Source organism: Streptomyces sp. NPDC006512, assembly GCF_040611935.1.
Classification (GTDB): Bacteria; Actinomycetota; Actinomycetes; order Streptomycetales; family Streptomycetaceae; genus Streptomyces.
Map to the genome: position 1 here is coordinate 12,767 of NZ_JBEXPG010000045.1, position 12,222 is coordinate 24,988.

At 70.8% G+C, this 12,222-nt stretch carries 14 protein-coding genes; 4 read left to right on the top strand and 10 right to left on the bottom strand.

Features of this window, described 5'->3' with window-relative positions:
• Positions 1-158: 158 nt before the first annotated feature.
• The 9 genes from ABZZ17_RS27670 to ABZZ17_RS27710 form a co-directional block, all read right to left on the bottom strand.
• Positions 159-503 carry a metal-sulfur cluster assembly factor gene (locus ABZZ17_RS27670; RefSeq protein WP_053681645.1) on the bottom strand — a complete coding sequence of 115 codons (345 nt, stop codon included), beginning with the start codon at positions 501-503 and terminating at the stop codon, positions 159-161.
• Positions 500-961 (bottom strand): Fe-S cluster assembly sulfur transfer protein SufU, encoded by a 462-nt coding sequence (sufU, locus tag ABZZ17_RS27675; RefSeq protein WP_356879695.1) that lies wholly within the window; start codon positions 959-961, stop codon positions 500-502. The genes ABZZ17_RS27670 and sufU overlap by 4 nt, the downstream gene beginning before the upstream one ends.
• A gap of 22 nt (positions 962-983) precedes the next feature.
• Positions 984-2,240: a cysteine desulfurase gene (locus tag ABZZ17_RS27680; protein WP_356879697.1), complete on the bottom strand. Its 1,257-nt coding sequence runs from the start codon at positions 2,238-2,240 to the stop codon at positions 984-986.
• Positions 2,237-3,001 carry a Fe-S cluster assembly ATPase SufC gene (gene sufC / locus ABZZ17_RS27685; protein WP_356879699.1) on the bottom strand — a complete coding sequence of 255 codons (765 nt, stop codon included), beginning with the start codon at positions 2,999-3,001 and terminating at the stop codon, positions 2,237-2,239. The genes ABZZ17_RS27680 and sufC overlap by 4 nt, the downstream gene beginning before the upstream one ends.
• Positions 3,002-3,008: 7 nt before the next feature.
• Entirely contained in the window at positions 3,009-3,326 is a 318-nt protein-coding gene (locus ABZZ17_RS27690; protein ID WP_030388907.1) for a bifunctional 3-phenylpropionate/cinnamic acid dioxygenase ferredoxin subunit, read from the bottom strand.
• The gene (gene sufD, locus ABZZ17_RS27695; RefSeq protein WP_356879701.1) at positions 3,326-4,504 is read right to left on the bottom strand and encodes a Fe-S cluster assembly protein SufD; all 1,179 of its coding nucleotides are present in this window, start codon (positions 4,502-4,504) and stop codon (positions 3,326-3,328) included. The genes ABZZ17_RS27690 and sufD overlap by 1 nt, the downstream gene beginning before the upstream one ends.
• Before the next feature lie 62 nt (positions 4,505-4,566).
• On the bottom strand, positions 4,567-5,982 hold the full coding sequence (gene sufB, locus ABZZ17_RS27700; protein WP_281206614.1) for a Fe-S cluster assembly protein SufB: 1,416 nt from the start codon (positions 5,980-5,982) through the stop codon (positions 4,567-4,569).
• Positions 5,979-6,734, bottom strand: a complete 756-nt coding sequence (locus ABZZ17_RS27705; RefSeq protein WP_356879703.1) for an ArsR family transcriptional regulator — start codon at positions 6,732-6,734, stop codon at positions 5,979-5,981. The genes sufB and ABZZ17_RS27705 overlap by 4 nt, the downstream gene beginning before the upstream one ends.
• Before the next feature lie 101 nt (positions 6,735-6,835).
• Complete coding sequence (locus ABZZ17_RS27710) at positions 6,836-7,054, bottom strand: formate/nitrite transporter family protein (RefSeq protein WP_356879705.1); 219 nt, start codon at positions 7,052-7,054, stop codon at positions 6,836-6,838.
• Between the two features lie 71 nt (positions 7,055-7,125).
• Between ABZZ17_RS27710 and ABZZ17_RS27715 the strand changes: the two genes are divergently transcribed.
• The 4 genes from ABZZ17_RS27715 to ABZZ17_RS27730 all read left to right on the top strand — a co-directional run bounded on the left by ABZZ17_RS27715 (position 7,126) and on the right by ABZZ17_RS27730 (position 11,046).
• A complete protein-coding gene (locus tag ABZZ17_RS27715) occupies positions 7,126-8,052 on the top strand; it encodes an ABC transporter ATP-binding protein (protein ID WP_356879707.1) in 927 nt (308 codons plus the stop codon).
• Positions 8,049-8,816 (top strand): ABC transporter permease, encoded by a 768-nt coding sequence (locus ABZZ17_RS27720; RefSeq protein ID WP_356879709.1) that lies wholly within the window; start codon positions 8,049-8,051, stop codon positions 8,814-8,816. Before ABZZ17_RS27715 ends, ABZZ17_RS27720 begins: the two co-directional genes overlap by 4 nt.
• A gap of 100 nt (positions 8,817-8,916) precedes the next feature.
• A complete protein-coding gene (locus tag ABZZ17_RS27725; RefSeq protein ID WP_356879711.1) occupies positions 8,917-10,053 on the top strand; it encodes a hypothetical protein in 1,137 nt (378 codons plus the stop codon).
• Between the two features lie 33 nt (positions 10,054-10,086).
• Complete coding sequence (locus tag ABZZ17_RS27730) at positions 10,087-11,046, top strand: COX15/CtaA family protein (RefSeq protein ID WP_356879713.1); 960 nt, start codon at positions 10,087-10,089, stop codon at positions 11,044-11,046.
• Positions 11,047-11,074: 28 nt separating this feature from the next.
• On the opposite strand, the gene ABZZ17_RS27735 is transcribed toward ABZZ17_RS27730, so the two are convergent.
• Complete coding sequence (locus ABZZ17_RS27735) at positions 11,075-12,160, bottom strand: amidohydrolase (RefSeq protein WP_356879715.1); 1,086 nt, start codon at positions 12,158-12,160, stop codon at positions 11,075-11,077.
• Positions 12,161-12,222: the final 62 nt, after the last annotated feature.

The following is a 12,222-nucleotide window of genomic DNA, read 5'->3' on the forward strand; positions in this document are numbered from 1 at the left end:
GTCACAGGTGTTCCTCTCGTGTGCTGCGTCACTGCGTGACGGCCGTCGAGAAGGTTCGGCCACGGTGGCGAACTCCCGGTGCACTTCGCCCGTCCGTCCGGAGAACAGGAAGGACCCCCGGCACGACCGTGCCGGGGGCCCTTCCTGGTGTCCGTCGCTCAGACGTTGAAGCCGAGCGCGCGCAGCTGCTCACGGCCGTCGTCCGTGATCTTGTCCGGGCCCCACGGGGGCATCCAGACCCAGTTGATGCGGAGTTCGTTGACGATGCCCTCCGTCGCCGACTTCGCCTGGTCCTCGATGACGTCGGTCAGCGGGCAGGCCGCCGAGGTCAGCGTCATGTCGAGGGTGGCGATGTTCGCGTCGTCGACGTGGATGCCGTAGATCAGGCCCAGGTTGACGACGTCGATGCCCAGCTCGGGGTCGACCACGTCGTAGAGGGCCTCGCGGACCTCTTCCTCGCTGGCCGGCTTGATCGACGCCTCGGGCGTCGCGTTCTCGGTCATGCCGTCTTCCTCTCCGCGTCGCCCAGTGCCTGGGCGGTCGCGTCCTTCCACGCCATCCAGCTCAGCAGAGCACACTTCACGCGCGCCGGATACTTGGAGACGCCGACGAACGCGACCGCGTCCTCCAGCACCTCCTCCATCGCCTCGTCGGGCTCGATCTTGCCCTTGGACTGCATCAGCTCCAGGAAGACTTCCTGGATCTTCTGCGCGTCCGCCAGCTCCTTGCCGACGAGCAGCTCGTTCAGTACGGAGGCGCTGGCCTGGCTGATGGAGCAGCCCTGCCCCTCGTAGGAGACGTCGGTGAGCGTCTTCCCGTCGTACTTCACGCGCAGCGTGATCTCGTCACCGCACGTCGGATTGACGTGGTGCACCTCGGCGTCGCCGTCGCGCAGGCCACGCCCGTGCGGGTGCTTGTAGTGGTCCAGGATCAGTTCCTGGTACATCGAATCCAGCTTCACAGCCTCGTCCTCGTCGCCCTCGTCAGCCGAAGAAGTTCCGTACGTGCTCCAGCCCGTCGACCAGTGCGTCGACCTCGGCCGGAGAGGAGTACAGGTAGAACGACGCACGGGTCGTCGCGGGAATTCCGTACCGCAGGCAGACCGGGCGCGCGCAGTGGTGTCCCACGCGGACGGCGATGCCCTGCTCGTCGAGCACCTGGCCGACGTCGTGCGGGTGGATGTCCCCGAGCGTGAAGGAGATCGCGGCGCCGCGGTCCTCGGCCGTCGTCGGGCCGATGATCCGCAGGTCGGGCACCTCCAGGAGGCGCTTGACCGCGTACTCGGTGATCGCGTGCTCGTGCGCGGCGATCTTGTCCATGCCGATCGCGGTCAGGTAGTCCACGGCCGCGCCGAGGCCGACGGCCTGGGCGATCGGGGGCGTGCCCGCCTCGAACTTGTGGGGCGCGGGGGCGTACGTCGACGAGTGCATCGACACGGTCTCGATCATCTCGCCGCCGCCGAGGAACGGAGGCAGGTCCTCCAGCAGCTCCTGGCGGCCCCAGAGGACGCCGATGCCGGTCGGGCCGCACATCTTGTGGCCGGTGAAGGCCACGAAGTCGGCGCCGAGCGCCTGTACGTCCAGCGGCATGTGCGGAGCGGCCTGCGAGGCGTCGACCAGCACCAGCGCGCCGACCTCCTGGGCGCGGCGGACGATCGCCTCGACCGGGTTGATCGTGCCCATGATGTTGGAGACCAGCGTGAAGGAGACGATCTTCGTCTTCTCCGTGATGACCTCGTCGATGTTGGACAGGTCGAGCCGGCCGTCGTCGGTGAGGCCGAACCACTTCAGCTTCGCGCCGGTGCGCTGCGAGAGCAGCTGCCACGGGACGATGTTGGAGTGGTGCTCCATCTCCGTGATGGCGATCTCGGTCTCGTGGTCGACCCGGTAGGGCTCGTCCGCCCAGCCGAGCATGTTCGCGACCAGGTTGAGCGACTCCGAGGCGTTCTTGGTGAAGATCACCTCGTTGCGGCTCGGAGCGTTGACGAAGGCGGCGACCTTGTCGCGGGCGCCCTCGTACAGCGCCGTGGCCTCCTCGGCGAGCACGTGCACGCCGCGGTGGACGTTGGCGTTGTGCCGCTCGTAGTACTCGTTCAGCGCGTCGAGCACCTGGCGCGGCTTCTGGGAGGTCGCCGCGTTGTCCAGGTAAACGATCTTCTTCCCGTCGTGGACCACACGATCCAGCAGGGGGAAGTCCTTGCGGATCGCCTCGATGTCGAGGAGGCCAGGCAGCTGTGTCACGCGGTCGCGCCACCCTTCACGTACTTGTCGTAGCCCTCGGCCTCCAGCTGGTCGGCGAGCTCGGCGCCGCCGGACTCGGCGATGCGGCCGTTCGCGAACACGTGGACGAAGTCGGGCTTGATGTAGCGCAGGATGCGCGTGTAGTGCGTGATCAGCAGGGTGCCGACCTCACCGGTCTCGCGGACGCGGTTGACGCCTTCCGAGACGATGCGCAGCGCGTCGACGTCGAGGCCGGAGTCGGTCTCGTCGAGGATCGCGATCTTCGGCTTGAGGAGCTCCAGCTGGAGGATCTCGTGGCGCTTCTTCTCACCGCCGGAGAAGCCCTCGTTGACGTTGCGCTCGGCGAAGGCCGGGTCCATCTGGAGCTGCTCCATGGCGGACTTGACCTCCTTCACCCAGGTGCGCAGCTTCGGGGCCTCGCCGCGCATGGCGGTGGCGGAGGTCCGCAGGAAGTTGGAGACCGAGACGCCGGGGACCTCGACCGGGTACTGCATGGCGAGGAAGACGCCGGCGCGGGCGCGCTCGTCGACGGACATCTCCAGGACGTCTTCGCCGTCGAGGGTCACGGTGCCACCGGTGATGGTGTACTTCGGGTGTCCGGCCAGCGAGTACGCCAGCGTGGACTTGCCGGAGCCGTTCGGACCCATGATGGCGTGCGTCTCACCCTGCTTGACGGTGAGGTCGACGCCCTTGAGGATCTCGCGGGCACCGTTTTCCGCCTCGACGGAGACGTGCAGGTCGTGGATTTCAAGCGTTGCCATGGATACCTCAGGACTCCTGGGTGAGGGAGACGAGCACGTCGTCCCCTTCGATCTTTACGGGGTATACGGGTACGGGGCGCGTCGCGGGCAGACCGGACGGCTTGCCGGTGCGCAGGTCGAAGGCCGAGCCGTGCAGCCAGCACTCGATCATGCAGTCCTCGACCTCGCCCTCCGAGAGCGAGACGTTCGCGTGCGAGCAGATGTCGTTGATCGCGAACACCTCCCCCTCGGTGGAGACGATGGACACCGGCGTGCCGTCGAGTTCCACCCGCTTCGGGGTGTCCTCTTCCAGCTCGCTCAGCGCACAGGCCTTGACGTAATTCATCAGACGGAACCCTGGAGCTCGGTCTCGATCTTGGAGAGGAGGCGCTCCTCGATGTCGTCGACACCGATCTGCTGGACGAGCTCCGCGAAGAAGCCGCGGACGACCAGGCGGCGGGCCTCGTCAGCCGGGATGCCGCGGGCCTGGAGGTAGAACAGCTGCTCGTCGTCGAAGCGGCCGGTCGCGGAGGCGTGGCCGGCGCCGACGATCTCGCCGGTCTCGATCTCCAGGTTCGGGACCGAGTCGACCCGCGCGCCGTCCGTGAGGACCAGGTTGCGGTTCATCTCGTAGGTGTCGGTGCCCTCGGCGGTCTTCTCGATGAGGACGTCACCGATCCAGACCGCGTGGGCGTCCTGGCCCTGGAGCGCGCCCTTGTAGACCACGTTCGACTTGCAGTGCGGGGCGCTGTGGTCGACCAGGAGGCGGTGCTCCTGGTGCTGGCCGGCGTCCGTGAAGTACAGGCCGAAGAGCTCGGCCTCGCCGCCGGGGCCCGCGTAGGTCACGCGGGGGTGCAGGCGTACGAGGTCGCCGCCGAAGGTGACCACGATCGACTTGAAGGTGGCGTCGCGGCCGACCAGCGCGTTGTGCTGGGAGACGTGGACGGCGGTGTCGTCCCAGTCCTGCACGGACACGACGGTGAGCTTGGCGCCGTCGCCGACGAGGAAGTCGACGTTGGCGGCGCGCACGCCGTCACCGGTGTGGTCGATGACGATGACGGCCTCGGCGAAGGCCTGGACGTCGAAGACGGTGTGGCCGAAGGTGGTGCCGCCCTCGCCGTGCAGCGCGACGCGCACGGGCTCGGTCAGCACGGCCTCCTTGGGCACGGTCACGACCGTGGCCTTGGCGAAGGACGAGAACGCCTGCGCCGCGACCCGGTCCACGGGGGTGCCGGCCTTGCCGATGCGGGCGTCGCCGCGCTCGACGGACTCGATCGTCACGCCCTCGGGCGCGTCGATCTGGGCCTTCATGGTGCCGTTGGCGACCGCGGTGCCGTCGTGCAGGCCCTTGAGGCGGGCGAGCGGGGTGAACCGCCACTCCTCCTCGCGTCCGTGCGGGACCGGGAAGTCGGCCACGTCGAAGGACGGGGGCGCGCTCATCCGGGTGGCGACGGTGGACTCGGCGGCCACCGCGATCGCGCCGGCGGTGGTGGAACCCGCCGGAATGTTCTGAGCCTCAGCCATGGCTGTCTTCGTGCTCTCTTCCTACGTCAAAGAATGTCTGCGGGACGGTGGGGCGGCCGGGACTATCCGACCGAGCCCTCCATCTGCAGCTCGATCAGCCGGTTCAGCTCCAGCGCGTACTCCATGGGCAGCTCGCGCGCGATCGGCTCGACGAAGCCGCGCACGATCATGGCCATGGCCTCGAACTCGGTCAGACCGCGGCTCATCAGGTAGAAGAGCTGGTCGTCGGAGACCTTGGAGACGGTCGCCTCGTGGCCCATGGACACGTCGTCCTCGCGGACGTCCACGTAGGGGTACGTGTCGGAGCGGGAGATCGTGTCGACCAGGAGCGCGTCGCAGAGCACGTTCGACTTGGAGCCGTGGGCGCCCTCGCCGATCTCGACGAGGCCCCGGTAGGAGGTGCGGCCGCCGCCTCGCGCCACCGACTTGGAGACGATGTTGGAGGAGGTGTACGGCGCCATGTGGACCATCTTGGAGCCGGCGTCCTGGTGCTGGCCTTCGCCCGCGAAGGCGATCGACAGGGTCTCGCCCTTGGCGTGCTCGCCCATCAGGTAGACGGCCGGGTACTTCATGGTGACCTTGGAACCGATGTTGCCGTCGATCCACTCCATGGTCGCGCCCTCGTACGCCACGGCGCGCTTGGTGACCAGGTTGTAGACGTTGTTCGACCAGTTCTGGATCGTCGTGTAGCGGCAGCGGCCGCCCTTCTTCACGATGATCTCGACGACGGCGCTGTGCAGCGAGTCCGAGGAGTAGATCGGGGCGGTGCAGCCCTCGACGTAGTGGACGTAGGCGTCCTCGTCGACGATGATCAGCGTCCGCTCGAACTGGCCCATGTTCTCCGTGTTGATGCGGAAGTAGGCCTGGAGCGGGATGTCGACCTTCACGCCCTTGGGGACGTAGATGAAGGAGCCGCCCGACCACACGGCGGTGTTCAGGGAGGCGAACTTGTTGTCGCCGACCGGGATGACCGTGCCGAAGTACTCCTGGAAGAGCTCCGGGTGCTCCTTGAGCGCGGTGTCCGTGTCGAGGAAGATGACGCCCTGCTCCTCCAGGTCCTCGCGGATCTGGTGGTAGACGACCTCGGACTCGTACTGGGCCGCGACACCGGCGACGAGGCGCTGCTTCTCCGCCTCCGGGATGCCGAGCTTGTCGTACGTGTTCTTGATGTCCTCCGGCAGGTCCTCCCAGGAAGCGGCCTGCTTCTCGGTGGAGCGCACGAAGTACTTGATGTTGTCGAAGTCGATGCCCGAGAGGTCGGAACCCCAGTTGGGCATGGGCTTCTTTCCGAACAGCTTGAGGCCCTTGAGGCGGAGGTTCAGCATCCACTCCGGCTCGGACTTCTTGGCCGAGATGTCGCGGACGACATCCTCGGACAGACCCCGCTTGGCAGCGGCGCCGGCCGCGTCGGAGTCGGCCCAGCCGTATTCGTAGGTGCCCAGGCCATCGAGCTCAGGGTGAGCAGTCTCCGTGGTCATGCGGGGTTCCTCCCGGCCGTACTTGCAGATACTGATGTGTCGGTCTGTGTGGCGCTTCGCGGAATGAACGTGGTGCACACCCCGTCGCCGTGGGCGATCGTGGCGAGGCGCTGCACATGCGTCCCGAGCAGGCGGGAGAAGACCTCGGTCTCCGCCTCGCAGAGCTGCGGGAACTGCTCGGCGACGTGCGCGACCGGGCAGTGGTGCTGACAGAGCTGTTCACCGCTGTGCGGACCGGGAGCGCTCTTCGCCGTAGCAGCGTACCCGTCCGCGGTCAACGCCTTGGCAAGGGCCTCGGCGCGGTCCGCGGGTGCGGCGGCCTCGACGGCTTCCCGGTAGGACTCCGCCTGTGCTTCCATCCGCGCCCTGGCGAAGGCGGCGACGGCCGCCTCCCCCTGCTCCCCACCGCCGACGGACTGCGCGATCCAGCGCAGGGCGTCCACGGCGAGCTTGTCGTAGGACTGGTCGAAGGCGTCCCGGCCGCAGTCGGTGAGCGCGAAGACCTTGGCGGGCCGGCCCCGGGTGCGGGCGCCGTACACCCGCTGCTCGCGGGCTTCGACCACGTCGTCGGCGACGAGCGCGTCGAGGTGGCGGCGGACGGCCGCCTGGGTGAGGCCCAGCCGCTGCGCGAGGTCGGCGACGGTGGACGGACCGTGGTCCAGGATGGAGCGCGCGACCCGGTTGCGGGTTGACCGCTCCCCGGTCACGAGTTCCCCCTGGGGGGTCTCGATCGTCCGTTCGCCGTATTTCACAACGCCATTGTTGCGTAATTAACCGAGCCGCGACAAGCCGTGATGGACGCCACTCCTGGTGGTTTCCATCACTAAGGGTTACCTAATTTATCGACGGAGAGTTATTCGGACCCCATGATTCCGCGCTCTCGGTGAGCCCCTCCGGTGAACCGGTAAACGGCTCCCACCAGCAAGCCTCCGCCCACGGCGTTCCCCGGCACGGTAAACACCAGGTTCCGGAAAAGATCACTGAAACCGACTGGGCCATCCAGGATCGCCAGGCCGAAAAGAGCTGTGTTCGCGACACGGTGTTCGAATCCGACGGCGACGAAAACCGCCACGGGCAGCCACAGGTGACCCCGCCACCCCCAGGACAAAGGCCCCCCTCCGGCGCTCCGTAGACTCGACCCCCATGAGCAACGACCCCGCCGTGGAGATCCGCGGACTGGTGAAGCGGTACGGACCCAAAACAGCGGTGGACGGCCTGGACCTCACCGTCCCCGGCGCCTCGGTCACCGCGGTCCTCGGTCCCAACGGCGCGGGCAAGACGACCACCGTCGAGACCTGCGAGGGCTACGTCCGCCCCGACGCCGGCACCGTCCGCGTCCTCGGCCTCGACCCCGTCGCCCGGGCCGAGGCCCTGCGCCCCCGCGTCGGCGTCATGCTCCAGTCCGGCGGCGTCTACTCCGGCGCCCGCGCCGTGGAGATGCTCCGCCACATGTCCAAGCTGTACGCGAACCCCCTCGACGTGGACGTCCTGGTGGAGCGCCTGGGCCTCGGCGGCTGCGGCCGCACCCCCTACCGGCGCCTCTCCGGCGGCCAGCAGCAGCGCCTCGCCCTCGCCATGGCCGTCGTGGGCCGCCCGGAGCTGGTCTTCCTCGACGAGCCGACCGCCGGCCTCGACCCCCAGGCCCGCCGCGCGACCTGGGACCTCGTACGGGAACTGCGGGCCGACGGGGTCACCGTCGTCCTCACCACCCACCACATGGACGAGGCCGAGCAGCTCGCCGACGAGGTCGCCATCGTGGACGCCGGCCGGGTCATCGCCCACGGCAGCCCAGAGCGGCTGTGCCGGGGCGGCGCCGAGAACACCCTGCGCTTCACCGGCCGCCCCTCCCTCGACCTCGCCTCGCTCCTCAAGGCCCTGCCCGACGGCACCCAGGCCGCCGAGCTCACCCCCGGCGCCTACCGGGTCACCGGCGACGTGGACCCCCAGCTGCTCGCCACCGTCACCTCCTGGTGCGCCCAGCACGGAGTGATGCCGAGCAGCCTCTCGGTGGAACGGCACACCCTCGAAGACGTCTTTCTGGAACTGACCGGCAAGGAGCTGCGCGCATGAGCGTCGGTACGTTCACCCCCCGGCCGGGGGCCGCGCCCGTGTCCCGGATGATCCTGGCGCAGACCGCGCTGGAGACCCGGATGCTGCTGCGCAACGGGGAGCAGCTGCTGCTGACCGTGATCATCCCGGCGCTGCTGCTGACCCTGTTCTCCTCCGTCGACATCATCGAGACCGGCGCCGAGGAGTCCGTCGACTTCCTGGCCCCCGGCATCCTCGCCCTCGCCGTGATGTCCACCGCCTTCACCGGCCAGGCCATCGCCACCGGCTTCGACCGCCGCTACGGCATCCTCAAGCGGCTCGGCGCCTCCCCGCTGCCCCGCTGGGCCCTGATGGCCGCCAAGACCCTGTCGGTGCTCGTCACCGAGGTGCTCCAGATCGCCCTGCTCACCGCGATCGCCTTCGCCCTGGGCTGGTCCCCGCACGGCAGCCCGCTCGCGGTCGCCGCCCTGGTCCTGCTCGGCACGGCCGCCTTCTCCGGCCTCGGGCTGCTGATGGCCGGCACCCTCAAGGCGGAGGCGACCCTGGCCGCCGCGAACCTGGTGTTCCTGCTGCTGCTCGTCGGCGGCGGGGTGATCGTCCCGCTGGACAAGTTCCCCGGAGCGGTCCAGTCCGTCCTCGGGCTGCTGCCCATCTCCGCGCTCTCCGACGGGCTGCGCGAGGTGCTCCAGCACGGGGCCGCGCTGCCCTGGGCCGACGCGGCGGTCCTGGCCGGCTGGGCCGTCCTCGGGCTCGGCGCGGCGGCCCGCACCTTCCGCTGGGAGTGAATCCCTTCCGCTGAACGTTGGCCTGGCGGGAGGATGAGCGCCTCCACACACCAGCGCCGCGCGACACGGCGACGCACGACCGGGACGCCGGGGGGCGGGCATGGCGCAGCGGGAAGCCGTTCTGCGGCTGGACGAACAGTGGGCCCGGATCCGGTCGGGAGCCGCCCAGGCGGGCCCCGCCGAGAGCGAGCGGCTGCTGGGCGAGCTGATCGGCGCGCTCCGTGAGCCCGCCCGGACCGACGCCGAGTGCGCCGCCCGGCTCGGGCTGCGCCTGGGCGACCTCGCGGCCCGCCGGTTCGCGGGAGGGGACCGGGCCGGGGCGCTGGCCGCCATCGAGGAGGGCCTGCACCACGCCCAGCAGGCCGCCGGGCACGACCCGGAGTACGCCCGCTGGTACGCCCGGGGCCTGATCAACCAGGGCGTCTGGCTCGCCTGGCCGTTGAGCGACGGGGACCGGCTGCCCCGGCACCCGCTCGGCGCGGCCTCCGAGAACGGCCCCGGCGCCATGGAGCGGGCGGCCGGCGAGCGCGCCCGCGACCTGACCCGGGCCGCCGTCGAGGTGTGGGCGGGCCTGGACCAGCACGACCCGGTCAACCGGCGCGGGCTCGCCCAGGCCAAGGTCTTCCTCGGCGACCGGCTCGCGGAGCTGGGCAACGCCGCGGACGCGGTGGCCTGGGCCGTGGACGCCGAGGCCGGGTTCCGCCGGCTGCTGCGCGCCGCGCCCGGCCCCGAGGAGGCCCAGGAGGCCGAGGAGGCCCTGGACCACATCGGCCGGCAGCTGGAACTGCGGCTGCGCTACCTCTCGTTCGACTCCCTCGTCGGGCTGCGCGCCGACGGGCTGCTGCCCGAACGGCTGCTGCCCCAGGCCGTGGTGGCCGCGCGGATCCAGGGCGTGCCGGGTCCCGCGATCGCGGCCCGGCTGGGCCTGGAGGCCGAGCAGGTCGCCACGATGCTGGAGGTCACGCCCTGGCGCGCGGTGTGGCGCGTGGACGTGCGCGGCGCCGACGGACTGTGGAACGTACAGGAACATCCCTGGCATGGCGGGGCAGAGGTGAGGAACCGGACGTCGGAGGACGTAGCGCACGAACTCGTGCGGGGCTTCAGGGAGTCCCCGGACTACCCGGGTGACGGCGGCCTTTGGCGCGTGCGCGTCTGGTGGCACACCGAGGGGGATCCGGCCGGAGCCAGGTTCCGCCTGGTCATCGGCCCCGGCGCACCAGCGGGCACCCCCTCGTGAAACTTTGCACAAGGCGCGGCCTACGATAGGGGCGTGTTTAACCCCTTCGCCTACCTCGCCGCCCGCTGGAGTCCGTCACCCCGGATCGTCCAGCGGGCCGCACTCGCCGCGCTCGTCATGACCGTCGTCATCGTCATCACCGGTGGGGCGGTGCGGCTGACCGGATCCGGTCTCGGCTGCGACACCTGGCCGAAGTGCACCGACGACAGCCTGATCACCACTCAGGCCCAGGGCATCCACGGCGCCATCGAATTCGGCAACCGCATGCTGACGTACGTCGTCAGCGCGGCCGTCGGCTGGTGCATCCTGGCCGCCCGGTGCGCCAAGCCGTGGCGCCGTTCGCTGACGAAGCTCGGCTGGGTGCAGTTCTGGGTCGTGTGCGGCAACGCCGTGCTCGGCGGGATCACCGTGCACACCAAGCTCAACCCGTGGAGCGTGGCCGGGCACTTCCTGCTCGCCACCGCGCTGATCACCGTGACCACCCTCACCTGGCAGCGCGCCCGCGAGGGCGACGGCGCCCCCAAGCCCCGGGTGCCCGGTCCGGTGCGCAAACTCTCCTGGGCACTGGTCGCCACCACCCTCGTCCTGATCGCGGCGGGCACCGTGGTGACCGGCTCCGGCCCGCACGCCGGCGACAGCAGCGAAGTGCCGCGCATGCCCTTCGACTGGGCGACCACCGCCCACGTCCACGCCATCGCCGCCTGGCTGGTCTGCGCGCTCGGTGTCGCGATGTGGCTGGTGCTGCGCGTGGTCGACGCCCCCGTCGACACCCGGGCCCGCGCCCGCGACCTGCTGGTGGTCCTGCTCGCGCAGGGCGCCATCGGGTACGTGCAGTTCTTCACGGAGCTGCCCGAGGTGCTGGTCGCCGCCCACATGTTCGGCTCCTGCCTGGTGTGGATCGCGGTGCTGCGCGTGGCCCTCAGCCTGCGCGAGCGCTCCGCCGAGCGGGACGAGGTCCCCGCGCCGGCCGACGCGCAGCTGTCCGCCGTCTGACGGTCCGCCGCGGGGCGGGCGGCGGCGTTCAGCTCCGCTCGTCCAGCCGGTAGACCCGCCGGGCGTTGCCCGCCGCGAGCATCCCCGCCACGCGGTCCGCGTCCCGCCGGGACCAGGCCCCCTCGGTGACCCAGCCGCCCAGTACCCGGCCCAGCGCCTCGCGGAACACCAGGGCGCCGACCGCGTGGAGTTCGGGCAGCGCCCGGCCTCCGCTGGAGAACAGCAGCTTCCCGAACGGCGCGAGCTCCAGCAGCTCGGCCAGTACGGCGGCCGCCCGGACCCCCGTCCGCGCCGGGTCCGGGCCCAGGTCGGCGTACACGTGCGGGTGGGCCGCCGCCAGCCGGGCCGCCTGCCGCTGGTACGGGTACGTGCCGAGCAGCACGAGGCGCGTCCCGAGGCCCCCGGTGGCCCGTACGAATCCGGTCAGCGGCTCGGGGCCGGCCCCGCCGGTGTGCAGCTGGAGCGGCAGCCCCGAGGCCACCGCGCTCCACAGCAGGTGCCGCAGCAGGACCGGGTCCCGCAGCGCGCCGCCCCTGGCCCGGCCCGCGAGCCACCGCCCGGCCGCCCCGCGCACCTCGCCGGGTCCGGGCGGCTCCGCCTCGCGGGCGGCCCGGGCGGCGGCGGCCCCGCAGCCGAGGGCGACGGCCGCGGCGGCGGCGTGGTGGACGGCTCCGGAGAGGTTGGCCAGGAAGGCGGCGACGGTCCCCGACGTGTCGGCGGCCTGTTCGGCGAGCACCTCCAGCCGGACCACCTCGAAGGCCCGCGCGTCCCCGGCCCGGCCCAGCTCCTCGGGCCGGGTGAGGTCCTCCGGAACCCCCGTGTCCACGAGGTACGCCCCGACCCCCGCGCCGCGCAGCAGCCTGCGGCCGGTCTCGACGACGCCGAGTTCCCGCCGCCGGGCCAGGTAGCGGGCGGGCGCGCAGTGCGGTTCGAGCCCCAGCAGCGGCGGGCACCAGCGGCGCACGGCGAAACCCGTCTGGGTGTCGAAGAGGGTGGTGCCCGCGGCGGGCGGACCGGCCGAACGGACCAGCTGGGCCTCGAAGGTGCCGAGGCCCAGCTCCGTACGGAGCACTCCGTGGCAGTACTGGTCCACCAGGGGCGGCGTTTCGATCATCCGGGCATCCCGTTGCGGACGTGAGGAAGGGGCTTCCACACGTCCTAACGGGTGAGCCGGGT